Raw genomic sequence first — 22,437 nt, forward strand, 5'->3', positions numbered from 1 at the left:
GACAGGAGGTTGGCGTGTCACGGTGGCAGAACCAGACACGCCAGTGAAACTATTATATATACCAGTGATTCTGCATAAACTTAACAACCTCTGGTAATATATTATAGCAATGGAAGCTATTATTCTTAGCATCCACAACTATTAGCTTGTCATCATTATCCATTGCTGCTCTCACAATCCTTGCAGCCTGTTCAGTCGTATAAGCTGAATTCACATACCAGTTGGATTCTGTAACCTTAGCCCAATTTCCCAAAGATTTAATTGCTTTGTATACGGCCTCATAATCTTTGGTTTTGATCAGGTCATATGTAACGAACAAGTTATTAGCCATTTTCATATCTCCCAGAGTTTCAACTTTAAATGAAGCGCCTTGCGGCGCTTCTCATATCACTTCTTCTCTTTCTTTGGATACTTGATCGTTTCCATAATGGTTGTTTTTGGGTTTTGCTTAACTTGTTTTTCGGTCACAAATTGACCTGTAATGGCGCTACGGCCAACTTTTCGCTTTAACATATGTCATCCTTAGCCCTTTCATGTAGGGCACAAAAAGGTTTTACAGGCCCATCAATGCTGTCTACAATCCGAAAACTTTTGATAAGGAAAGTAGAGGCTGACGGTTAGCTTTGAGTCTGCAAACTCATCGCGGCCATGCTTCTGAAGAAACCGAGTTCACAATCGTGGGCTCGGTTTTTTTTTTTGCCGAAGTCGAAGATCTCATATCAAAGTAAAACACTAAATATGGGGCCTCGCCTGCCAGCAACTACAAGATAATGTGTGGATCGTGGGTTTGCAAGTGAACAAAACCGGCCTAATTTGTGGATAACTTGGGGGTGAAATGTAACTTGCAATTCGCAGTACGCGCCCTGACTGGCGCGGCAAGCTTGTCAATAAGCGTGATTAGATTTTACTGAAAAACTGAAAAAACCGATCGTTCGACGTTTTATTAAACGTTAGAAAAAAACGGCATATTTAACCGATTTAATATTCCAAAACTCAGATTTCATGCCTGAATAGGGGTGAACTGGTTTAAATGATAACTTTTTTCACTTAGAGTCTTCTGTATCAAACGTCTTTGCATAAGGGCATTTGCCCTTGGTAACGTATTGGAAGCTGTGGATCGAATCCTCGTAGATGCAAAGCGTTTTCCCGTTGGATAGCTTCTCACTAGTTGGATTGCTGATCGTAATCCTACCGGCATGTGCTGGCGATACAGCTACCGCCGCCAACAGCATGATCATTTTCATGGTGAAGATCTTGGTGTATTTCATACAAACTCTCCCAATGAATATTTATCAGCGAAATTATCCACCTTGGCCTGTGTAGCGCCGATGTAATGCAAAGTAGACGCCAACGACTTGTGTCCCAGTGCCTTGGAGATTACAGCGATATCCGCCCCATCCTCATAACCGATTGTTGGCTTGCTCTTTCTCATGCTGTGAGTGGACAGGTTCAATCCCAACTTGTGCCCGGCGTGGCTAATCTCCTCATGCAGCTTAGAACGGCTTACCGGCTTGCCTGTGGAACGCTTAGAGTCGAACTGAAGGACATACACATGCGACGGGTTAGCCGCTGCACGGGCCGCTATGATGCGCTTGGCGGTATCAGTCAGACGAACACGGAGAACCTTTCCCGTCTTCTGTTGGGTAATCGATACATGATCGCCCTGTACATCGTCATAGCGTAATTCACGCAGATCCGACACACGAAGCATCAACTCGAACCCAAGCAACCACGCATCGCGGAAGATCGGATTGCCCTTCCCCTGTTTGGTTAGCTCAATCGCGACCGCTTTCACTTCCTCGATGCTTTTGCATCCGTCTACAAAGTTCATCTGATCAACTCCCTTCCCAATCTGTAAGCCCTAACTCAATGGATAAATTTTTGATCAAAAACAATAGGTTGTAAACAACTAAATCATACTAAATTCACTTGTGTATTTATTAAATTAAATGGGGGGCTAAATACGGTTTAATAAGTGCACAAGGGGCACTCAGCAGTCCCGTCCTGTACAATTATCAATCAATCGTGTAGCCCGCTGTTGGCTCGCCTCTTCAGGTAGGCCTTGTGTATGCCCAAAAAGAGAGATTGATTTATCCAGTAAAAACAGTGCATTGACGTTTTTGTTATGCGATTTGACGCTTTTTATGTGGGGTGTGTTGCTAGGCCAATTTCATTGTCCCACCTCGCTACGCTCGATAATTTTATTTTCGCCCAAAAGGGAGGGCCTGAAGAGGCCCGCCAAGTGCCCGAGAGAGGCCCTCAGGGCCAGTTAGTCTTTGCGGATTGCCTGCGTCTGTACAACGCCACAGCGGCCCGTATGGGCCGCATATGGGCCATATCCATTGCCGCACAGCGGCGTATACCGCTACACCCGGCGCTGTGCGCCTATTGTTCTTGCCCAATAAAGACAGAATGCTATTGTGTATTTACTAACTGCTTGAATTTAATAAAATAGATTGAAATGGAGATGCAAGCTCGTATCCAGACGAGCCAGCTGGCTGGCGAGGATGGGTTGTAACGTACTGATTTATTATGTTATGTACGATATTTGAGCAAGATCATAAGGGCATGGTCAGACCAGTGAGGGAGTGCCTAGCGCCACTATCCAGACGGTAAGATATTTAGCCAGACACCCACCTGAAGAGCCGCCCCTCTTTTATCCGGGTATCCCGCCAACAGGCTCGCCAGTATCCCCAAAGAAAAAGGGCCGCCCTTTCGGGTAGCCCTTGCAAATTTACTGACCGCCGCCGGCCAACAGGTTAAACGTCATAGCCTGCTGATCCTGAATGGATGCCTCGATCAAGTCTGTGATCTTCCCGTCTTTAACATTGAGATCAACCTTGACGTCTACCTCTTTAGGCTGCTCAAGTTGGACATTGAGAGTTGGAGACTTGAATGTATCCATTGTTGGAGATGCCGTCTGCTTCATGTAGTCGATGTGTCCAGTGTAAGGCAAGTTGGGCTTGAGGTCATTCACCAGTGACGGAGTGGGATACATGGATTCAGACAGTTGCCACATGCCCGCCTTTTGGGCTGCATTATCAATGAAGCTCATGGGGCGCTTGCCTTCCTCACGGGCGGCGGTAATGTTCTCAGTCTGGTCACCAAACTGGGACTTGCCCACCTCGTAAGCCGTGAGGATCTCGCCAACTGGACCTAAGAACTTCATGAGTTTGGAAACGCCACCACCTGCCGTTGCGGCAGTTTGACCACCAGCGATAACACCTGCGCCCTTCACTGCCTTGGAGACTACACCACCGGTTGAGGTTGGAGCACCCTTAGCGGCTGCACCTGCTGTTCCTGCTGCTGTAGCCACAGCCTCAGAGGCCAGACCGGCACCTGCCAGCGCCTTACCCAGTGACTTAATGCCCGGCACCAGCTTGATCAGGTTCTTCAGGAGGTTGGTGATACGCAACAGACCAGAGCCAAAGATAAGCGCCCCAGCCGTCCAGCCTACGAAGTTGAAAGCCTTGGAAATCTGATCTGCATCTAGACCCCATTTGGTGAGGTAATGCTCAATGACTCGATCAGCCAATACAAAGCCGTCATGCACATAGGTAGCCATATCAACGAAGCCGTCAATCAATCCACCCAATACGTCACCCAGTCGCCCGCCTGCAACGTCTGAGAGATTCTCAAGCGCTGCGGATGCCTTTTCGAATGAGTTGGTTAGTGCATCCCCAAACTTGGATTCAAAGATCTTATTCTTGAACAAGTTCCATTGGTTGATCATCCGGTTGTAAGAGGCGTTGATCCCTTTGACCGCGAAGTTCAGGGCGTCACCCTTGCGGGCCATATCGGCAAAGGCCTTGCCAAGGTGTGGCATGATCTTATCTGTGGTGATTAGACCCTTTGCCATATCCTCATCAAACATGCCTTGGGTCAGGTTAGCATTGCCGGTAGCGTCCTGCCATGCCTTCAAGAATGCTTGTTTGGCCCCGGGCATGGATTCCGCGATTTGTTGGTTCAATTCCTGCGCTTGTAGGCGACCCTTGCCGAAGACCTGTTGAAGACCGAAGTTAGCTAGGCTCATGCGGTTACGATCGAGATGGAGGGCCGTCCCATATTCCTGCATACCGGTAACAACATCCTGCACGGTCTGCTTGCTAAGCTTGCCCCTCGATAGGTTCATCTTGGCATACTGATCGGCCAAGTCCACCATGTCCACACCCAGACGGGAAGAGAGGCTCATTAGGTATTCCATTGATTGCGCTGCGCCGTCTGCGTCGTCTTCGGTCATCTTGAGGATACTGTGAATTCCTTGGAAAGATACCCCTGTATTCATCAATGACTTACCGGCACCCAGAACACCATACGCACCCAGACCGGCACCGATAGCCCCGGCAACAGGACTCAGACCACCACCCACAAATTGAGAAGGCATCACTTGGCGGGACTGTTTGGCCGTCGCTCTCATTTGCTTTTGGAGTTCTGCTAGTCTAGCTGTATACGTCTGTGCACCGATAGCGCCCTTAGCATAGTCCTGATTAATCTTAGCAAAGTCAGCTCTAGCCTGTGCGCGTTGGGTGTAGTTCATCGCGCCCTTGGTGTTGTTGTACACCGGAGCAAAGCGGGCTTGGCGTGCGTTCATCTTGTCGATCACACGTTGCTGTTTAGCCAGCTCTCTATTTTGTTGGCGTGTTGCCAGTGCTTCAGCCTTGGCGGCTGCTGCCTTCTCTTTAGCTGCCGCTGCTGCCTCTTTCCGCTCTTTGGCGGCTTTGGCCTTGGCTGCTGCGTCGAAGCGCTCACCACCTTTTGGGCGTGCCGCTCGCTCACGTGTAGAACGTGGGGCTGAGGTGGTTTTCTCCCATTCGCTTTTCAGCGAGTTAATCTTCTTCTTGGCATCGTTGAATGATTTGTTGTCAACGGAAAAGACCACGTCGTTACGGGTCGTTGTAACTACCACATTACCGGCCATATTATTCGATCTCCTTGAGAATGCTAATCGCCATACCCACAGAGGCGGCAATCAGGCGGTTAATCTTGGTGTGGGTCCGGTTGTGGGTCAGGTCCTGCCGGATGAGTTCCAACTTACCCAGGGTAAGCTTGCGGCTATAGACTGCATCCACAATCTGATTAGGCGTCTTGCCGGTCACCAGTGGCAACAGCGAATCAACACGCGGATCCGGTTGAGTCAGTTCGAACAGTTGGATGGCGCAGGCGTTAGGCTTCATTTTGGTGCTGATCGTGTCTCGGATGCTCATCTATTACGCCTCGCCTTCGATAGTCACCACCATGCCCACGCGCTCCATGTAGTCAATGGTCGCCTGTTCAAGACGGTAGCCGTTGGGAGCCACGATAGAGCCATTTGCTTTGCGGATCAGAGTGACCTTCATCCCTTCGGGGCCAGCGGCCTTGTTGATCCACACACGGCGGCGACCGTTGGCGGCCTTGGCTGATTTGGTCAGCAGACTGACCGGGCGATTGTTGGCGCTGTAGCCCTGGGCAGCTGCACACAGTGCGATCCCACGTGATTTAATGGTGCGGTCAGTGCGATCAGCCTTCCCGGCGGCCTGCGTGGTGTTCTCTGCGGTGTTCTCTGCGGCGCGTTTTGCGATCAGCTCTTCCAACACTTCCCCGGCGGCCTTGGCCTTCTCAATCTTGGTAGCGGCTGCTTTCTCTTTGGACTTTTCAACTTGATCGTTGAGGCTGTTTTTCATTTGTGCTTTCAGAATGTCTAGGGTGCTGCTTTTCATTACTGGCTTGGTGCTCATTGTTGAATCCTTTTTATTTGGTTGGGTAATCTTGATTAGCTATGTGTTTATCTATGTGATATGTAAGCTCTGAATATCTCATATGCTAAAATATAGAGAGGCCAAAACTTAACTTTGGTGACCACATTCAGAGCAATATCTAAAAGACGCCTAAAGATAAGACTAACGCTAAGCGCCTTTGATATTGAATTTCCACATTTGGCAATGAGTTGGCGAACCGTATAAGGCCCATACGGGCCTATCGTCACCACAAGGGATCGGGACTTCATGGGAATTGCATTCGTTATTGTTGTTTGCTTGATTGTTGACTTAATTAATTCCCGTGTATGGGAAATCTTTCCAGTGCCTAGGCATTCCTTTACGTGGTGCAAGAGGAATATCAATTGTTCTTTCGTTCCAGATGAATCTAAATCCCTTGATTGTTAGATCGAGGAACTGGGCGATCTGCTCTTCTGTGTAACCTTCTTTGATCATCTGGTCAGCGTAATAGAGTTTATCGTATTTCTTTAGGTGGCGAGTTTTACGCAACTTGGGATTGTATTTCTTCTGAAGAGTCATAATAACTCGGGTGGGGACGCCGTATTTCTCCTTGATCTCTTCCATTGGCATGGAGATGATCAGCGCTGCTTTGACTTGATCCAACACACTGGGGAGGTACATAGACAATTGAGTCTTACGGGCCTTTCGTTCTTTTAGTTTTTCTTCCAACTCAAGGAGGGCGAATTCTTCATTGTCAGTCAGGCGGGCGGGTGTGTATTTTCCAGCTGTAATCAATTTCCGTTTAGCCAATATCTGACTCCTTATTAAAATGCTTCCCCGGCGTCATATTCAGCCGTTGAGTAACTCGGGGTGTGATGTGCATTGCTCGGGATGCTGTGGGATTCGCCGCAGGTGTTCCTGTGCGCCTCGTAGGCGGCTTTCAGTTCTACGGTGGCGTTGTGGGTTGTCACCCATCCAGAGAGAGCCACAGGGGCCGCCATAGCGGCGTATGCGTTGAAGTCTGGCTCCTCTTCCTCAACTGGCTGTTCCTCAACGATTACAGGAGGGAGCTGTGAAGGCTGTGCAGGTTGTTCGATGTGGTCAGCATTGACAGGCTCGGCGCTGTGACTATCGTCAATCCCAACAGGGCGAGCGTCGTGTGTATTCTCAGGCGTGCTCTCTGTTGGGCTATTTGAAGGCTTAACGCTTTGTGCTTTATTTCCAACAGCAGGACCTGATTCATTTTTTACTTCCTCAGCAACGGATTTAGCAGCGGTATCATTCTGTTCGATTGGGTTAACAGTGTAGAGGTTGGTGTATCCAGAACGCTCTATTCTATTAACGAGGCCCATCTTCTCCATTTTTTCCAGAAGGCCGGACGTTGCTCTAAGCTTGATCCCCAACATTTCGCCAAGCTTGGCGCGAGAGAAATAGGCTTGCTGTCCGTTATCTTGAAAGCCTTTAATGTACTGATAAGCCACTTTCATGTTTAGCGCGAATGGCTGGCCGTTTACCTCGTGAACGCTGAGGAGTTCATAAGGCATCATGAGGAATTGCTGAGTATTAGGACTGTTGGTGTTTTTGGTGTTTTTGGTGCTGTTGGTGTTATCTGAAGTATTTACTGCGGTTTTCATTTTGTTTTTCCTCTTCTGAGACGAATGCTGTTTTAATCATTTCGCGGATTACTGCTTGTGGGGATTTTCCTGAAGCGTTGGCCTTAGCCCAGATCTTGCGGGTCAGTTCATTATTGAACGACAGGACAAACTCTTCTTTATTCGTGTTTGGGTTGTATTGACGGCTGGACATTGGCACCTCCCCCATTAAGAAAAGACCGGATACATGATAGGCTGGCTGTTCATTCCCAACTCTTCAATTTCTGCGTTGTGCTTCTTGATCTTCTCAATAATGCGGTGAGTCTTAATTGCCGCCTCAATATTGGAAGATTTTCCGTTTCTGTGTTGCCAGTTGATCAGGCCGTTAACGGTGATATTCCCGATCCCCAACAGTGAGATAATCTCTTTCGTTGGGACAGAGGCCCAATCTTTAGGGGCGAATCTGTTTTCTTTATTTGGGTTGGGATTGCTCATTGTTCATTGTCTCCTCTTTATTCAGAGGGCCTCACGGCCCCGCTGTGAACTATTAGACGTTGGCGGCTTGTTGGCTCTGCGCCATGTGGAAAACGGCGAGGCTGATCGCTTGTTGCATCGTCATATCAATGCCATAGGCGATTGACGCAAACGTCATTTGATTTTGCAGCTCATCCAACACGTAATCAGACAGATCGTCAGGGTCGCCCGGGTGAATGGTCGCCAGTACAGCCGCCAAGTCATTGTTTTGGGCTTCGCGTGCTTTACGCATCTGACGGGCCAAACGGTTAGCCGCCTTCAGCGCCCGGCCCGTTATTTCAATTCGTTCCTGTGTTGCCTCATCGCAACGGAATCTGTAAACGCGGTCCTTATTGATCTCACCAGCTACTAGCGCATCGATAATCTCATCTTCTGTGCCTCGGCGCAGCAGGTCCAGACCGCTCGAGTAGTAGGCGGAATTGGTCGGCTGCTCTTTGTCTGCGTGGTGATTAACTTCGTGGCCCATCATGTGTACGTGTTGATTCATGTGTTGACTCCTCTCTGTGTTTAGGGTATTCTTACCAAATCCAACCGGGATAGTTTATTTCAACAACCATCAACCGGGGAATTTTTTCGCCTGTAACATGGCATGCATCTATTTTACCATCACTAGCAAACAAACACAAGTTTTTTATCAATATTTTTATTGACAGGTGATCGGCGGTGTGCTAACCCACAGACTGATTGACAGATTGGCTGACTGATTGATTGCCCCCACAAGTTGAAGGGCCAACAGGTGAACCATTCCACAGGTGAGTTAGTTTTGAATTGTTGGAGAGTTGCCACAGGTGAGGCGGGTCAGTGTGACCCTTGCAGTGGAGTGCCCCCCCACCCTTGCAGTGGAGTGCCCCCCCACCCTTGCAGTGCAGGACCACCGTATAAGATAACTCCATAACACCAACACATAACACCACCTACTCGCTTCGCTCGTAGGGCCGCCTGCGGCTCCCCGCGCTACGCTTTCGAAGAGGTGTGCTTAAAAAGGAACACAAGTATTAACATACGATCTCCCTTGCTCGACTCCGTCTCGCATTAAGATCTTATTCATTTCATTCATAAGATCTTTAACACACTGTCTTTATGTTTTTATCGCGTCCGCTCTCCTCGCTGCCCGCTCGGAGAGCGTCCACATAAAAACATGGCGACATCGTCGCTTCCACAGGTGGTAAACCATTCCACAGGTAAGGGATTGATCAGAGTTAGATTGATCAAGTGAGTGGTGATCAGCGTTAGCTGTGGAGTTGGTTGTGTGTTCTCTGGTTTCGTAGACAGGCTGGCTAGCCTGTTTACACATTGTGGATCTGGAGCTGTGCTCCATGTACGTGTTAACAGGCACGTCAACAGACGCGCCTCTTTTGGCAGCGCTCGCACCTGCGAGCAAGACCCACCGGAACGATGTGAAGGTGACTCCTGGGCCGCCTGGCCGCCCCAGAATTGAATACAGATAACAACCCCACCCAGACCCCCGCTAGAATCGCCTGTACGCCTCCCTGTGGCGTTTTCTCGGGCCAACCCACCCAACCATAGCCACAAGGCTACAGAACCGCTTAGAATCGATTACAGAGCGCTTTACGGAATGGTATAATTCCCTCTCGCCAAAATATACCACACATTAATCACAACGCATACCCCACCTAGGCAACTTTTCAGAGAAAAACTGAAACTTTTTATTGATAATGATTCTCATTCGTGTTAAAATATATCTTGTAGTTAAGGGTTTACTCGCATTTACCCTTCGATAGCAACTACACAAGCCCGGGCCTCCTGTCCCGGCAGTCGATAGCCATTTCGACAAAAAGACCGGACTTCTCACCCGGCACCAAGCGCACCCCGCCGCGATGTTTCTCACAGGTTTCAGACCGGCGGGCGCTTCAACCTCTTTTCAGAACATTTAGCTGAACAATTTAGCTGATCAAGTGTATCTCCCGTGAGTCTCCTCTCACACACAGTGCGTCACAGTTATCCTGTTGACGTGCGGGAATAAATCGGACCGGCCTCCGCTGCATTCCTCATGCTCTTTGTCCGGTCGCCCGTAATGATCTCGCCCCGTGAGTCATTATCTGTTTCCGGTACTCAACAGAGAGCATGAGGAATGTGATTGCGTTACCTGCTCATATTCCTTCTCACTCGTTGACAAGGTCCCCGGCCCTTCATCTGGCCGGGCCTTTCTCGAATCTCATTTTGTTTGATGGGGTTGGAGAAAGGCTCTTACCCGATTAACGAATCGATGAGCCGCCCCCACCAATGGTTGGATCTATTGGTAAACGGAGAGCATGTTGGTGCGTGTGAGTTTGGACCCCGCAGGCAAGTTTATGGACCTAAGCCCTTCATTTGCTTGTCTGTGGGACTCCATTCTTTTCCCCTATGTTCCCACAACCCGCAGCCCCGAATGACCTTGATCACCCAACCAACAGATCACACACCAATTAACACGCGTTTCTACAGCCTCCCCGGTCTGTGGTGACGCGCTGCTATGCAGCCTGAGCAATCAGGTTAGCCGAGCCTAGCCACTGTCAGAGAGCCTCTCAGGCGTTCCTGTGGCTTGCCTCAAACACGCCCCAGAGGTGCAACGCCTCACCCCCTCCAAAATCCAATCATTCATAAGGATATCAATAAGATGAAACTTGAAGGCACTCAGGCCAAGAGCTTTACCGATGTGATCGCGTATTCCGTCGATCCTGTATTCGACAAGCGCGAGATCGTGATCGAAACACTGGCCGCAGATCTGGTTCCCGGCGATGTCATCAAAGCCGACGGCACCAAATTCGGCGCAGCTGATACCGAAGCCCCGTTGGTAGTTATTCACCCTGCAAAATCTGGCGCTAAGGTTCACGTGATCATCGCTGATCGTGGTGTGGTCCTGAAACGCGACGCCCTGAACGGCGCAGACGCAGCAGGCACCGCTAAAGCCATTGCCGCTATCGAAGCATCCGGCATCAACCGTCTGACCATTAACTAATAAAGGATAATAAAAACAATGGCTAAGCAAGCATTTGAAAAGCTGGACATGGTAACCCCATATATGGATCGCCAGACCCCGGGTAACCTGTTGACCGATCTGGGCCTGTTCGACCGTGAAACCTCGCAGACTGCAAAGGTTGAGGTTGATTACCTGCTGGCTGAACAGTCCAAACTGCTGAACACCACAGAGCGCTACGGCAGTGACCTGAATGACGTTTCCCGCGACCGCGCCAAAAACTTCACTGTTGAGCTACCTCACGTAGCCACAAGTGGGAAGCTGAATGCCAGTGATTTCCAAGGTCATCGCGCTTTTGGTACAGACCGCGAAACAACCGCGCTTGAGCTGATCGCAGCTGAAGGCGATCGGCAGTTCGAATCGTTTACCCGAACCCGCGAAAAGATGTTCGCTCAAGCGCTGTTTGAACACAAAGTTGTAGACACGCATACCAATGCCGGTGTGATCGACTATGCCGATGTGTTCGACAAGCGTCAGGGCAATGAAACCCTGAAGACTGGCGCGGGTGAGATCGCCCTCGAACAGCTGGATGCATTCAAGCGCCGCATCCGCCGCCTGATGGGTGCATCAACCCGCAACATGCCGGGCTTCATCCTTGTGGCAGATGACGATCTTTACAGCGCTATCAAATGGGACTCCGCAACCCTGTCCCTGCTGAAAGACGGCTTGGTTTCTCCTAACATGTTGTTCAACAACAAAGAGGAAACCCCGGGTTATGAATGGTTTACTGTTAACGGATTGACCGTGATCCAGAACCCTACCCCCGACTACGCGATCGGCGAGGGTGAAGGCTTCTTGTTCCCAATGACCCACCGCAGCGTTGGCAGCTATGCCCGGAATATCGTCGGCCCTGCCTCACGGAACTTCGACCAAGCTGCAAGCGGTCAGGTTCGCGACTTCTACGCGTATGTGCTTGAAGATAAGCTGAATAATCCAGAGGTTTACAGCGAGTTCAGCTTGCTGCCGGTCCTGTACCGCCCGGACTTCGTGAGCAAAATCACGCTGGGCGAATAAGGCTTAAACTGTTTGGCCTAAGCAATGGCGGGAGGCACTAGCCCCCGCCTTTGTTGTTTAAGACAAAAGGAAAACACCATGAAGATTGTAATGCTCGATGCAGTAGGCCGTCCGGTTATGCACCTTGGGATCGAAGATCTGAAGCTGTCGGCAATTGCCAGAAAGCTGAACGTGCCCCGCCCCACCTTGCATTCCTACGTAGAGCGCCAAGGTTTGGTAGAAGCCATTCGACACTTCAGCGAGAAGAATAAGGCCTGACCAAATGATTTTTGGAGTAATACCTAAATGATTTTTGGATTAGCCTGCCTATTCGGCGTGGTCTACTTGGCCTTGAATTGATTAAGCCCCTTCCTAACGGTTGGGGCTTTTTTGTTGTCTGGAATTCTACAGCGAGGTGTAACACATTGAGCAATACAGCTTGAGCTACAGACTGTCACACAAAGCCACCCAGCCCAGAACGACAAAATCACAACTAGTTGTTTTTATTGGTAATTAATTTTAGATATTGCGCCTTCACAGGCGTCGGGGGGATAACCGCCGCGGCCAACCGCCACAACGGTAACAATACATTTATCAGGATCGAACCGCGCATTATACAGGCTTTCTAAGGTGTTGAAACCCACTTTATCGGCGGCGACCTCCCTCGGGCAGCGTTTACGGCGCCAAAAAATCCTCCACCGCCCACAGCACCGCGTCGGGCCGTTCCAGAATGCCGAGGTGAGTGCGAGCCTCCCCCAAACGCACCACGGAGAAAAACGGCTGCTCGGCGGCAAATGCCTGCTGGCGCCGCAGATAGTCGTCGCGGCGATCCAGCGAGTAGATGTGGCGGCACGGCGGCGGCGCGCTCATTCCCGCCAGACGTTGCAGCGGCGAGCCGAATTGCCGGTAGGCCTGTTCGATGGCCACGCCGGCGGCACGCCAGAGCCGGTAATCTTCCTGCGCCATCTCGACCTCCAGATGGCGTTTGACCCGTTCGTGGCGGATGCCGCCCTGCCAGAAGGCGAACAAGGCGTCGCGCGCCGCCAGCCACTGCTGCGGCTGCTGCATGCGGCTCACCGCCGTAAAGAACGCCGGTTCCGGCTGCGTCATGATCCAATCGAGAAACACCATGCCCCGCACCCGCTGCGGCAACGCTTCGGCCAACGCCACCGCCAGCCAGCTGGCGTGCGCCACCGACAGAGTCACCACGTTGTCCAAACGCAGCGCCGTCAGTAGCTGACGCACATCTTCCAGCAAATCGTCCGCCGCGAGCGACATCTCCGCCGTTTTTGACGACAGGCCGTGGCCGCGCCAGTCGATGCTGATCACCCGATAACGTTCTGCCGCCAGGGCGATGAAGGGATCGAACACGGTTTTCGGCTCGCACCAGCCGGGCAGCAGCACCAGCGTGAGCGGCCCTGAGCCGATATCCTGATAATCGAGAGCGATGTTGGCGCTGTGAAATGTGGTCATATAACCTCCTGCGCGTCTCTCCCCGACCCGTTCGGGGGATGCCGACGATGCTAAGGTGACAGCGCCGCGGAGATTGATCTATTGAAGTTCGTGCGGAAAGTATGAGAGCGCACCTTATGAAAAAATGCGCACTAAATGGAATGCAAATTTAATGGCGCACGCAGGGATAGGCGGCGCTTAACGCCAGCATGATCACCGAAGGCGCAGAGTAATGCAACTGCTCGGGATGCTCGTTCAAATAGCGCATCACCGCATCGGCGGCCGTGCCGATACTCATCCCGGCTTCCGGGCAAATATTGCGGTTGCCCTGCATCGAATAAGTATCGAATACGCCGGCGACGTATCCCATAAACATGCCGCCGTTAAGCGCTTCGGCCACGGTGGCCTCACCGTTTTTATTTTTTACGTAACCGCCGGATTCCGCCAGCAAGGAACTGCCCGAATAAAAACCCGCATTTGCCATCGAGGAAAATAATAAGGCCGCTAAAAAAGAAACCCGTTTAATCATTGGTGCGCATCCTGCCCATTATCAATTCTGAAGTAGCAAGAATAGCTGCTTTCACCCGAAATAGCGTCGCTTCAGCCGATTTTCAGACAATGGGCAAGTCGGCGACGGTTTACATCAGCGGAAAGGCGCCGCGTCGCCCGCCCCTTCACGCACCACTTCCGGCGAGGATTCGGTCAGATCGATAACCGTAGTCGGCTGTTGACCGAGGAAACCGCCGTGGATCACCAGATCGACCACCTTGCCCAGGTGATCGCTGATCTCTTCCGGATCCGATTCGGCAAAATCATTGCCCGGCAGCATCAGGGTGGTGGACATCATCGGTTCGTTCAGCGCCTCCAGCAGCGCCAGCGCGATCGGGTTCGACGGCACGCGCAGGCCGATGGTTTTACGCTTGTCATTCATCAGGCGGCGCGGCACTTCCTTGGTCGCTTTCAGAATGAAGGTGTAGTTACCCGGCGTATTGTTTTTGATCAGGCGAAACGCCGTATTATCGACGTGCGCATAGGTCGACAACTCGGACAAATCGCGGCACATCAGGGTAAAGTTGTGGTTGCCGTCCAACTGGCGGATGCGGCAAATGCGCTCCATCGCCGCCTTCTCTTCCAGCATGCAACCCAGCGCATAGCCGGAATCGGTGGGATAAACGATCACCCCGCCCTTGCGCAACACCTCGACCGCCTGGTTAATCAAACGCGGCTGCGGGTTGTCCGGGTGAATATAAAAAAGCTGACTCATGACTTGCTCCTAAAATGATGCCCGCGCGCGTTGCCACGCGCGTAAAATCAGACCGCCTCGCCAGGCTGCGGCCAATCGCGCCACACCGGCTCGACGCCGCCCGGCAGCCACAGTTTGCGCCCCAGTTCGATCCACGAACAAGGCTGATGAAAATCAGAGCCTTGCGAGGCCAACAGGCGGTAGTCCTGGGCGTATTTCGCCAATTGCGAGCGCTCATGCGGCGCCTGCTGACACTGCGCCACTTCCATGGCGTCGCCGCCGTGTTCGGCGAAATGCGCCAGCAAACGTTTCAACCACTTCGCGGTCAAATCGTAACGGCCGGGATGCGCCATCACCGCCTGGCCGCCCGATTGATGAATCGCATCAATGGCTTGTTCTATTGTACACCACTGCGGCGGCACGTAGCCGGTTTTGCCCTTGGCCAGGTATTTCTTGAACACCTGCGCCATGTTGTCCGCCACGCCAATCTCCACCAGATAACGGGCGAAATGGCCGCGGGTCACCGCGCCGTCGCCCGCCAGCCGCTGGGCGCCGGCATAGGCGTCGGGAATGCGCGCCTTACCCAGACGCACGCCGATCTCCTGCGCACGCCGATTGCGCCGTTCGGTTTGTTCCGCCAACAGCGCCACCAGCGCCGGGTGCGCGACGTCCATGCCCAATCCAACGATATGGATCTCATGATTTTCCCACAGCGTCGAGATTTCCACCCCGTTGACCAGCCGCAGTGGTAACGCCTGCTCCGCAATGGCGGCGGCGGCCTCGGCCAGGCCTGCGGTGGTGTCGTGATCGGTGATCGCCAGCACGCCCACGCGCATCTCGACCGCCCGCTGCACCAGCTGCGTCGGCGTCAGGTAGCCATCGGAGGCGGTTGTGTGGCTGTGGAGGTCGTACAGAGTAAAGGCGGTGGATGGGGGGTTACTGTCTGTCAAAACGGCTATCCGGCAATGGCTTGGTTTTCTATCATACCCGCGATCGGCGGCCGGACGGAAATCTATTCTGCCCCGGCCGCGGACGCCAGGCGGAATGATGAATAGAATTCACGCTGACCGCTAAAACATTGTGCAAAAAGAGGGTTGACTTTGCCCTCTCGAACCAGTTAACTAGTACACAAGTTCACGGCAACGGCCGTGTCGGATGAGCGTTAACAGAGAGAGTCTACAAATGAACAACTACATTTCTCTTCACGGTTGGTGGCGTACCTCCCTCTTGCGGGCGGTGTAATCGCGCATAGCTGTCATCTGACAATGCAGATTTCCTGAGCCCGCACCTGATGCGGGCTTTTTTATGGACAGAATTCACTGGAACCACCGATGATGAACATCAAACCACAAATGACATTGCTGAAGGCGCAAGCCAGCTACCGGGGCGATCCCACCACCATTTTCCACCAGCTGTGCGGCGCCCGTCCGGCCACCCTGCTGCTGGAATCGGCGGAAATCAACAGCAAACAGAATCTGCAGAGCCTGCTGGTGATTGACAGCGCGCTGCGCATTACCGCACTGGGCCACACCGTCAGCGTGCAGGCGCTGAGCGCCAACGGTGCGGCGCTGCTGCCGCTGCTGGACGAAGCGCTGCCGCCCGAGGTGCGCAATCAGGCGCGCCCCAACGGCCGCGAGCTGAGCTTCCCGGCGATCGACGCGGTGCAGGACGAAGACGCCCGCCTGCGTTCACTGTCGGTGTTCGACGCGCTGCGCACGCTGCTGACCCTGGTGGACTCCCCGGCGGACGAGCGCGAAGCCGTGATGCTGGGCGGCCTGTTCGCCTACGATTTGGTCGCCGGTTTCGAAGACCTGCCGGCGCTGCGCCAGGATCAGCGCTGCCCGGACTTCTGCTTCTATCTGGCGGAAACCCTGCTGGTGCTGGATCACCAACGCGGTACGGCCCGTCTGCAGGCCAGCGTCTTCAGTGAGCAGGCGAGTGAAGCGCAGCGTTTGCAGCAACGCCTGGAACAGCTGCAGGCCGAATTGCAACAAACCCCGCAGCCGATCCCGCACCAAACGCTGGAGAACATGCAGCTGAGCTGTAACCAGAGCGACGAAGAGTACGGCGCGGTGGTCAGCGGGCTGCAGGAAGCGATCCGCCAGGGCGAGATTTTCCAGGTGGTGCCGTCGCGCCGCTTCTCCCTGCCGTGCCCGGCGCCGCTGGCGGCCTATCAGACCTTGAAAGACAACAACCCCAGCCCGTACATGTTCTTCATGCAGGATGATGACTTCACCCTGTTCGGCGCTTCGCCGGAGAGCGCGCTGAAATACGACGCGAGCAATCGCCAAATCGAAATCTACCCGATCGCCGGCACCCGCCCGCGCGGCCGGAGTAAGGACGGTTCGCTGGATCTGGATCTCGACAGCCGCATCGAGCTGGAAATGCGCACCGACCACAAAGAGCTGGCCGAGCACCTGATGCTGGTCGATCTGGCGCGCAACGATCTGGCGCGCATCTGCCAGGCCGGCAGCCGCTACGTCGCCGACCTGACCAAGGTGGACCGCTATTCGTTCGTCATGCACCTGGTTTCCCGGGTAGTGGGCACCCTGCGCGCCGATCTCGACGTGCTGCACGCCTACCAGGCCTGCATGAACATGGGCACCCTGAGCGGCGCGCCGAAAGTGCGGGCGATGCAGTTGATCGCCGCCTCCGAAGGCACACGCCGCGGCAGCTACGGCGGCGCGGTAGGCTACTTCACCGCCACCGGCGATCTGGATACCTGCATAGTCATTCGTTCCGCCTACGTTGAAGACGGCATCGCCACCGTGCAGGCCGGCGCCGGCGTGGTGCTGGATTCCATCCCGCAGGCGGAAGCCGACGAGACCCGCAACAAAGCCCGTGCCGTGCTGCGTGCCATCGCCACTGCGCACCATGCCAAGGAGGTGTTCTGATGGCCGATATTCTGCTGCTCGACAACGTCGATTCCTTTACCTACAACCTGGTCGATCAGCTGCGCGCCAGCGGCCACCAGGTGGTGATTTACCGTAACCAGATCGCCGCCGAGGTGATCATCGAACGCCTGGAGCACATGACCCAGCCGGTGCTGATGCTGTCGCCCGGCCCCGGCACCCCGTCCGAAGCGGGCTGCATGCCGGAACTGCTGCAGCGCCTGCGCGGCCGGCTGCCGATCATCGGCATCTGCCTCGGCCACCAGGCGATCGTCGAAGCCTACGGCGGCCAGGTCGGCCAGGCGGGCGAGATCCTGCACGGCAAGGCCTCGGCGATCGTTCACGATGGCGAAGGTATGTTCGCCGGCATGGCCAACCCGCTGCCGGTAGCGCGCTACCACTCGCTGGTCGGCAGCAATATCCCGGCCGATCTCACCGTCAACGCCCGGTTCGGCGAGATGGTGATGGCGGTGCGCGACGATCATCGCCGCGTGTGCGGCTTCCAGTTCCACCCGGAATCGATTCTGACCACCCACGGCGCGCGCCTGCTTGAGCAGACCCTGGCCTGGGCGCTGGCGAAGTAATATAAGGAACACGACGATGCAACCTATTCTTGAGAAACTGTACCGCGCCGAGTCGATGAGCCAGCAGGAAAGCCAACAGCTGTTCAGCGCCATCGTGCGCGGCGAATTGGAGCCGAGCCAACTGGCGGCGGCGTTGATCAGCATGAAAGTCCGCGGCGAGCGCCCGGAAGAGATCGCCGGCGCCGCCAAAGCGCTGCTGGACGACGCTCAGCCGTTCCCGCGCCCTGACTACCCGTTCGCCGATATCGTCGGCACCGGCGGCGACGGCACCAACAGCATCAATATTTCCACCGCCAGCGCCTTCGTGGCGGCGGCGTGCGGCGCGAAGATCGCCAAACACGGCAACCGCAGCGTCTCCAGCCGCTCCGGCTCTTCGGATCTGCTGGCGGCGTTCGGCATCCGCCTGGATCTGCCGGCGGAAGAAGCGCGCAAGGCACTGGACGATCTCGGCGTGTGTTTCCTGTTCGCGCCGCAGTACCACACCGGTTTTCGTCACGCCATGCCGGTACGCCAGCAGCTGAAAACCCGCACGCTGTTCAACGTGCTGGGCCCGCTGATCAACCCGGCGCGTCCGCCACTGGCGCTGATCGGCGTTTACAGCCCGGAACTGGTGCTGCCGATCGCCGAAACCCTGCGCGTGCTGGGCTATCAGCGTGCGGCGGTGGTTCACGGCGGCGGCATGGACGAGGTGGCGATCCACGCCCCGACGCACGTGGCGGAATTGAACAACGGCGAAATCAGCAGCTACCAGCTCACGCCGCAGTCCTTCGGATTGGAAACCTATCCGCTGGAAGCCTTGCTGGGCGGCACGCCGGAAGAAAACCGTGACATTTTGGCGCGGCTGTTACAAGGTAAAGGCGAGCCGGCGCACGCCGCGGCGGTCGCGGCCAACGTCGCGTTGCTTCTGAAGTTATTCGGACATGAAGACCTGCGCCAAAATGCGCGGCAGGCACTGGATATGATCAACAGCGGGCAGGCCTATGAGCGTGTCATCGCACTGGCGGCAAGAGGATAAATGATGCAGGAAACCGTGCTACACAAGATTGTCCGCGACAAAGCGCAATGGATCGCGGCGCGACAACAGCAACAGCCCCTGGCCGGCTTTCAGAACGACATCGTACCGAGCGAACGCAGCTTCTATCACGCGCTGCAGGGCACCCGGACGGCTTTCATTCTCGAATGCAAGAAGGCCTCGCCTTCCAAGGGGCTGATTCGCGAGAACTTTGATCCGGTGGAGATCGCCACGGTGTATAAAGATTTCGCTTCGGCGATCTCGGTGCTGACCGACGAGAAATACTTTCAGGGCAGCTTCGATTTCCTGCCGCTAGTCAGTAAAACCGTCAGCCAACCGGTGTTGTGCAAAGACTTTATCATCGATCCGTATCAGATTTACCTGGCGCGCTACTATCAGGCCGACGCCATCCTGCTGATGCTGTCGGTGTTGACCGACGAGCAGTACCGCCAGCTGGCGGCGGTGGCCCACAGCCTGAATATGGGCGTGCTGACCGAAGTGATCAGCGAAGAAGAGCTGCAGCGCGCGATCGCGCTGGAAGCGCGCGTGGTCGGCATCAACAACCGCGATCTGCGCGATCTGAGCATCGATCTGAACCGCACCCGTCAGCTGGCGCCGCGCGTGCCGCACGGCGTGACGGTGATCAGCGAATCGGGCATCAACAACTACGGGCAGATCCGCGAGCTGAGCCATTACGCCAACGGTTTCCTGATCGGCAGCGCGCTGATGTCGGAACCCGATCTGCGCGCCGCCGTGCGCCGCGTGATCCTGGGCGACAACAAAGTGTGCGGCCTGACCCGTCCGCAGGACGCCGCCGCCGCCTATCAGGCCGGCGCCATCTACGGCGGGCTGATTTTCGTCGGCCGCTCGCCGCGCTATGTGGACATCACCCGCGCTCGCGAAGTGATCTCCGGCGCGCCGCTGAAGTACGTCGGCGTGTTCTGCGACGCCCTGGTCGATACCGTGGCGTTGACCGTTGAGCGCCTCGGTCTGCACGCGGTGCAATTGCACGGCGCAGAAGACCAGGCCTATATCAACGCCCTGCGCGCCCGCTTGCCGGCCGATTGCCGCATCTGGAAAGCGCTGAGCGTGAAAGATCGGGTGCCGGCGCGCGATCTGCAGCATGTGGATCGCTATCTGCTCGACAACGGCGCCGGCGGCACCGGCCAACGCTTCGACTGGTCGGTGTTGCAAGGCGAAGATCTGACTGACGTGATGCTGGCGGGCGGCCTGCGCGCCGACAACTGCGTCGAGGCGGCCAAGCTCGGCTGCGCCGGGCTGGACTTCAACTCCGGCGTGGAAAGCGAACCGGGCATCAAAGATCCCGCGCGCCTGGCCTCGGTCTTCCAGACCCTGCGCGCCTACTGAATACGGCTCAACATTAATAACGGATAATAACGGGAACTCTCATGACGCTGCTTAACCCCTACTTCGGCGAATTTGGTGGCCAATACGTGCCGCAAATTCTGATGCCGGCCCTGAAACAACTGGAAGAAGCCTTTGTCAGCGCCCAGCGCGATCCTGCATTCCAGGCGGAATTTATCGATCTGCTGAAGAACTACGCGGGCCGCCCGACGGCGCTGACGCTGTGTAAAAACCTCACCGCCGGCAGCAACACCAAGCTGTACCTGAAGCGTGAAGACCTGCTGCACGGCGGCGCGCACAAGACCAACCAGGTGCTGGGCCAGGCGTTGCTGGCCAAGCGCATGGGCAAATCCGAGATCATCGCGGAAACCGGCGCCGGCCAACACGGCGTCGCGTCGGCGCTGGCCTGCGCGCTGCTCGGCCTGAAATGCCGCATCTATATGGGCGCCAAAGACGTCGAGCGCCAGTCGCCTAACGTGTTCCGCATGCGGCTGATGGGCGCGGAAGTGATCCCGGTGCACAGCGGCTCCGCCACCCTGAAAGACGCCTGCAACGAAGCGCTGCGCGACTGGTCCGGCAGCTATGAAACCGCGCACTATATGCTCGGCACCGCCGCCGGCCCGCATCCGTACCCTACCATCGTGCGTGAATTCCAGCGCATGATCGGCGAAGAAACCAAAGCGCAGGTGCTGGAGCGCGAAGGCCGCCTGCCGGATGCGGTCATCGCCTGCGTCGGCGGCGGCTCCAACGCCATCGGCATGTTCGCCGATTTTATCGATGACGCCGACGTTGGGCTGATCGGCGTGGAACCTGCCGGCCTGGGCATCGAAACCGGCCAGCACGGCGCGCCGCTGAAGCACGGCCACGTCGGCATCTACTTCGGCATGAAAGCGCCGATGATGCAGACCGCCGAAGGCCAGATTGAAGAGTCCTATTCGATTTCCGCCGGGCTGGACTTCCCGTCCGTCGGGCCGCAGCACGCCTACCTGAACAGCACCGGCCGCGCCGAATACGTGTCGATCACCGACGACGAAGCGCTGGAAGCGTTCAAGGCGCTGTCGCGCCATGAAGGCATCATCCCGGCGCTGGAATCCTCGCACGCCCTGGCTCACGCGCTGAAAATGATCCGTGAAACGCCGCAGAAAGAGCAGATCCTGGTGGTCAACCTGTCCGGCCGCGGCGACAAAGACATATTTACCGTTCACGACATTTTGAAAGCACGGGGAGAAATCTGATGGAACGTTATCAGCAACTGTTCACGCGTCTGGAAAGCAGCAAGGAAGGCGCCTTCGTCCCGTTCGTGACGCTGGGCGATCCTAATCCGGCGCTGTCGCTGCAGATTATCGACACCCTAATCGAAGCCGGCGCGGACGCGCTGGAGCTGGGCATCCCCTTCTCCGATCCGCTGGCGGATGGCCCCACCATCCAGAGCGCGACGCTGCGCGCCTTCGCCGCCGGCGTCACGCCGACCCAGTGCTTCGAGATGCTGGCGGCCATCCGCCAGAAGCACCCGACCATTCCCATCGGCCTGCTGATGTACGCCAATCTGGTGTTCCATAAAGGCATCGATGCGTTTTATCAACGCTGCGCCGAAGTGGGCGTGGACTCAGTACTGGTCGCCGACGTGCCGTTTGAAGAGTCTGCGCCGTTCCGCGCCGCCGCCGCGCGCCACGGCATCGCGCCGATCTTCATCTGCCCGCCGAACGCCGATGACGATCTGCTGCGTGAAATCGCGTCGCACGGCCGCGGCTACACCTATCTGCTGTCGCGTGCCGGCGTCACCGGCACCGAAAGCCGGGCGCAGCTGCCGTTGCATCACCTGGTGAACAAGCTGCGCGAGTACCGCGCCGCGCCGCCGCTGCAAGGCTTCGGCATCTCCGAACCCGAGCAGGTGAAGGCCGCGCTGCAGGCCGGGGCCGCCGGCGCGATCTCCGGCTCGGCAATCGTCAAAATCATCGAACAGCACCATGCCAACCCGGCGGAGATGCTGACCAGGCTGGCGGCCTTCGTCAGCAATATGAAGCGCGCCACCCGGGCGTGATCCTCTTCAGCGAGCGCCCTGCCGGCGCTCGCTTTAACAGCTTGTTTCCCCTCAAAGTTT

At 55.4% G+C, this 22,437-nt stretch carries 23 protein-coding genes, 1 pseudogene and 1 other annotated feature; of the genes and pseudogenes, 8 read left to right on the forward strand and 16 right to left on the reverse strand.

Annotated elements, in window-relative coordinates; translation table 11 throughout:
• Positions 1–52: 52 nt before the first annotated feature.
• From ABTW55_RS24930 to ABTW55_RS24985, 12 genes are all read right to left on the reverse strand, one after another.
• Positions 53–331: a hypothetical protein gene (locus tag ABTW55_RS24930; RefSeq protein WP_048234712.1), complete on the reverse strand. Its 279-nt coding sequence runs from the start codon at positions 329–331 to the stop codon at positions 53–55.
• Between the two features lie 56 nt (positions 332–387).
• Entirely contained in the window at positions 388–513 is a 126-nt protein-coding gene (locus ABTW55_RS24935) for a hypothetical protein (RefSeq protein WP_264158771.1), read from the reverse strand.
• A 530-nt stretch (positions 514–1,043) separates the two neighbouring features.
• Complete coding sequence (locus ABTW55_RS24940) at positions 1,044–1,238, reverse strand: hypothetical protein (RefSeq protein WP_373275551.1); 195 nt, start codon at positions 1,236–1,238, stop codon at positions 1,044–1,046.
• Positions 1,239–1,264: 26 nt separating this feature from the next.
• Positions 1,265–1,831 (reverse strand): tyrosine-type recombinase/integrase, encoded by a 567-nt coding sequence (locus tag ABTW55_RS24945; protein ID WP_048234218.1) that lies wholly within the window; start codon positions 1,829–1,831, stop codon positions 1,265–1,267.
• A gap of 903 nt (positions 1,832–2,734) precedes the next feature.
• Positions 2,735–4,918, reverse strand: coding sequence for a tape measure protein (locus ABTW55_RS24950; protein ID WP_048234219.1), 2,184 nt, complete (start codon positions 4,916–4,918; stop codon positions 2,735–2,737).
• Between the two features lies 1 nt (position 4,919).
• Complete coding sequence (locus ABTW55_RS24955; protein WP_048234221.1) at positions 4,920–5,204, reverse strand: hypothetical protein; 285 nt, start codon at positions 5,202–5,204, stop codon at positions 4,920–4,922.
• A gap of 3 nt (positions 5,205–5,207) precedes the next feature.
• A complete protein-coding gene (locus ABTW55_RS24960; RefSeq protein WP_350429310.1) occupies positions 5,208–5,714 on the reverse strand; it encodes a hypothetical protein in 507 nt (168 codons plus the stop codon).
• Between the two features lie 309 nt (positions 5,715–6,023).
• Positions 6,024–6,503: a hypothetical protein gene (locus tag ABTW55_RS24965; RefSeq protein ID WP_350429311.1), complete on the reverse strand. Its 480-nt coding sequence runs from the start codon at positions 6,501–6,503 to the stop codon at positions 6,024–6,026.
• Positions 6,504–6,517: 14 nt separating this feature from the next.
• Positions 6,518–7,327: a hypothetical protein gene (locus ABTW55_RS24970; RefSeq protein WP_154292197.1), complete on the reverse strand. Its 810-nt coding sequence runs from the start codon at positions 7,325–7,327 to the stop codon at positions 6,518–6,520.
• The gene (locus ABTW55_RS24975) at positions 7,299–7,499 is read right to left on the reverse strand and encodes a hypothetical protein (RefSeq protein ID WP_130018072.1); all 201 of its coding nucleotides are present in this window, start codon (positions 7,497–7,499) and stop codon (positions 7,299–7,301) included. The genes ABTW55_RS24970 and ABTW55_RS24975 overlap by 29 nt, the downstream gene beginning before the upstream one ends.
• Before the next feature lie 14 nt (positions 7,500–7,513).
• Positions 7,514–7,780 (reverse strand): hypothetical protein, encoded by a 267-nt coding sequence (locus tag ABTW55_RS24980; protein ID WP_048234227.1) that lies wholly within the window; start codon positions 7,778–7,780, stop codon positions 7,514–7,516.
• 52 nt (positions 7,781–7,832) lie between these two features.
• On the reverse strand, positions 7,833–8,306 hold the full coding sequence (locus ABTW55_RS24985) for a hypothetical protein (RefSeq protein WP_048234229.1): 474 nt from the start codon (positions 8,304–8,306) through the stop codon (positions 7,833–7,835).
• Positions 8,307–10,436: 2,130 nt separating this feature from the next.
• Here ABTW55_RS24985 and ABTW55_RS24990 point away from each other — a divergent pair.
• The 3 genes from ABTW55_RS24990 (at position 10,437) to ABTW55_RS25000 (ending at position 12,068) form a co-directional block, all read left to right on the forward strand.
• Positions 10,437–10,778 (forward strand): hypothetical protein, encoded by a 342-nt coding sequence (locus ABTW55_RS24990; RefSeq protein WP_048234231.1) that lies wholly within the window; start codon positions 10,437–10,439, stop codon positions 10,776–10,778.
• 18 nt (positions 10,779–10,796) lie between these two features.
• A complete protein-coding gene (locus tag ABTW55_RS24995; protein ID WP_350429313.1) occupies positions 10,797–11,810 on the forward strand; it encodes a major capsid protein in 1,014 nt (337 codons plus the stop codon).
• A gap of 78 nt (positions 11,811–11,888) precedes the next feature.
• The gene (locus tag ABTW55_RS25000) at positions 11,889–12,068 is read left to right on the forward strand and encodes a hypothetical protein (RefSeq protein ID WP_041035378.1); all 180 of its coding nucleotides are present in this window, start codon (positions 11,889–11,891) and stop codon (positions 12,066–12,068) included.
• 396 nt (positions 12,069–12,464) lie between these two features.
• Here the strand turns inward: ABTW55_RS25000 and ABTW55_RS25005 are convergent, their stop codons facing one another.
• The 4 genes from ABTW55_RS25005 to ABTW55_RS25020 all read right to left on the reverse strand — a co-directional run bounded on the left by ABTW55_RS25005 (position 12,465) and on the right by ABTW55_RS25020 (position 15,434).
• On the reverse strand, positions 12,465–13,262 hold the full coding sequence (locus ABTW55_RS25005) for an alpha/beta fold hydrolase (protein WP_033634754.1): 798 nt from the start codon (positions 13,260–13,262) through the stop codon (positions 12,465–12,467).
• A gap of 148 nt (positions 13,263–13,410) precedes the next feature.
• Positions 13,411–13,770, reverse strand: coding sequence for a Rap1a/Tai family immunity protein (locus tag ABTW55_RS25010; protein ID WP_033634755.1), 360 nt, complete (start codon positions 13,768–13,770; stop codon positions 13,411–13,413).
• 114 nt (positions 13,771–13,884) lie between these two features.
• A complete protein-coding gene (locus ABTW55_RS25015; RefSeq protein WP_041035380.1) occupies positions 13,885–14,505 on the reverse strand; it encodes an L-threonylcarbamoyladenylate synthase in 621 nt (206 codons plus the stop codon).
• A 47-nt stretch (positions 14,506–14,552) separates the two neighbouring features.
• Complete coding sequence (locus ABTW55_RS25020) at positions 14,553–15,434, reverse strand: PHP domain-containing protein (protein WP_060418856.1); 882 nt, start codon at positions 15,432–15,434, stop codon at positions 14,553–14,555.
• A 253-nt stretch (positions 15,435–15,687) separates the two neighbouring features.
• Positions 15,688–15,791: a sequence feature (Trp leader region), on the forward strand.
• Positions 15,792–15,815: 24 nt separating this feature from the next.
• Between ABTW55_RS25020 and ABTW55_RS25025 the strand changes: the two genes are divergently transcribed.
• From ABTW55_RS25025 to trpA, 5 genes and pseudogenes are all read left to right on the forward strand, one after another.
• Entirely contained in the window at positions 15,816–17,378 is a 1,563-nt protein-coding gene (locus ABTW55_RS25025) for an anthranilate synthase component 1 (RefSeq protein WP_060421322.1), read from the forward strand.
• Positions 17,378–18,974, forward strand: a pseudogene (gene trpD, locus ABTW55_RS25030) (bifunctional anthranilate synthase glutamate amidotransferase component TrpG/anthranilate phosphoribosyltransferase TrpD). The gene ABTW55_RS25025 and the pseudogene trpD overlap by 1 nt, the downstream one beginning before the upstream one ends.
• A 3-nt stretch (positions 18,975–18,977) precedes the next feature.
• Positions 18,978–20,339, forward strand: coding sequence for a bifunctional indole-3-glycerol-phosphate synthase TrpC/phosphoribosylanthranilate isomerase TrpF (gene trpCF / locus ABTW55_RS25035; RefSeq protein WP_080431139.1), 1,362 nt, complete (start codon positions 18,978–18,980; stop codon positions 20,337–20,339).
• Between the two features lie 41 nt (positions 20,340–20,380).
• A complete protein-coding gene (trpB, locus tag ABTW55_RS25040) occupies positions 20,381–21,571 on the forward strand; it encodes a tryptophan synthase subunit beta (protein WP_060421328.1) in 1,191 nt (396 codons plus the stop codon).
• Positions 21,571–22,377 (forward strand): tryptophan synthase subunit alpha, encoded by an 807-nt coding sequence (gene trpA / locus ABTW55_RS25045; protein ID WP_060421331.1) that lies wholly within the window; start codon positions 21,571–21,573, stop codon positions 22,375–22,377. The genes trpB and trpA overlap by 1 nt, the downstream gene beginning before the upstream one ends.
• Positions 22,378–22,437: the final 60 nt, after the last annotated feature.

It is taken from the genome of Serratia sp. SM04, from assembly GCF_040280225.1.
GTDB lineage: Bacteria > Pseudomonadota > Gammaproteobacteria > Enterobacterales > Enterobacteriaceae > Serratia > Serratia sarumanii.

What these genes read in the sequence shown, in the direction of transcription:
- ABTW55_RS24930 (WP_048234712.1), bottom strand. Translation starts at nt 331, where the DNA reads ATGGCTAATAACTTGTTCGTTACATATGACCTGATCAAAACCAAAGAT.
- ABTW55_RS24935 (WP_264158771.1), bottom strand. Translation starts at nt 513, where the DNA reads ATGTTAAAGCGAAAAGTTGGCCGTAGCGCCATTACAGGTCAATTTGTG.
- ABTW55_RS24940 (WP_373275551.1), bottom strand. Translation starts at nt 1,238, where the DNA reads ATGATCATGCTGTTGGCGGCGGTAGCTGTATCGCCAGCACATGCCGGT.
- ABTW55_RS24945 (WP_048234218.1), bottom strand. Translation starts at nt 1,831, where the DNA reads ATGAACTTTGTAGACGGATGCAAAAGCATCGAGGAAGTGAAAGCGGTC.
- ABTW55_RS24950 (WP_048234219.1), bottom strand. Translation starts at nt 4,918, where the DNA reads ATGGCCGGTAATGTGGTAGTTACAACGACCCGTAACGACGTGGTCTTT.
- ABTW55_RS24955 (WP_048234221.1), bottom strand. Translation starts at nt 5,204, where the DNA reads ATGAGCATCCGAGACACGATCAGCACCAAAATGAAGCCTAACGCCTGC.
- ABTW55_RS24960 (WP_350429310.1), bottom strand. Translation starts at nt 5,714, where the DNA reads ATGAGCACCAAGCCAGTAATGAAAAGCAGCACCCTAGACATTCTGAAA.
- ABTW55_RS24970 (WP_154292197.1), bottom strand. Translation starts at nt 7,327, where the DNA reads ATGAAAACCGCAGTAAATACTTCAGATAACACCAACAGCACCAAAAAC.
- ABTW55_RS24975 (WP_130018072.1), bottom strand. Translation starts at nt 7,499, where the DNA reads ATGTCCAGCCGTCAATACAACCCAAACACGAATAAAGAAGAGTTTGTC.
- ABTW55_RS24980 (WP_048234227.1), bottom strand. Translation starts at nt 7,780, where the DNA reads ATGAGCAATCCCAACCCAAATAAAGAAAACAGATTCGCCCCTAAAGAT.
- ABTW55_RS24985 (WP_048234229.1), bottom strand. Translation starts at nt 8,306, where the DNA reads ATGAATCAACACGTACACATGATGGGCCACGAAGTTAATCACCACGCA.
- ABTW55_RS24990 (WP_048234231.1), top strand. Translation starts at nt 10,437, where the DNA reads ATGAAACTTGAAGGCACTCAGGCCAAGAGCTTTACCGATGTGATCGCG.
- ABTW55_RS24995 (WP_350429313.1), top strand. Translation starts at nt 10,797, where the DNA reads ATGGCTAAGCAAGCATTTGAAAAGCTGGACATGGTAACCCCATATATG.
- ABTW55_RS25000 (WP_041035378.1), top strand. Translation starts at nt 11,889, where the DNA reads ATGAAGATTGTAATGCTCGATGCAGTAGGCCGTCCGGTTATGCACCTT.
- ABTW55_RS25005 (WP_033634754.1), bottom strand. Translation starts at nt 13,262, where the DNA reads ATGACCACATTTCACAGCGCCAACATCGCTCTCGATTATCAGGATATC.
- ABTW55_RS25010 (WP_033634755.1), bottom strand. Translation starts at nt 13,770, where the DNA reads ATGATTAAACGGGTTTCTTTTTTAGCGGCCTTATTATTTTCCTCGATG.
- ABTW55_RS25015 (WP_041035380.1), bottom strand. Translation starts at nt 14,505, where the DNA reads ATGAGTCAGCTTTTTTATATTCACCCGGACAACCCGCAGCCGCGTTTG.
- ABTW55_RS25025 (WP_060421322.1), top strand. Translation starts at nt 15,816, where the DNA reads ATGATGAACATCAAACCACAAATGACATTGCTGAAGGCGCAAGCCAGC.
- trpCF (WP_080431139.1), top strand. Translation starts at nt 18,978, where the DNA reads ATGCAGGAAACCGTGCTACACAAGATTGTCCGCGACAAAGCGCAATGG.
- trpB (WP_060421328.1), top strand. Translation starts at nt 20,381, where the DNA reads ATGACGCTGCTTAACCCCTACTTCGGCGAATTTGGTGGCCAATACGTG.
- trpA (WP_060421331.1), top strand. Translation starts at nt 21,571, where the DNA reads ATGGAACGTTATCAGCAACTGTTCACGCGTCTGGAAAGCAGCAAGGAA.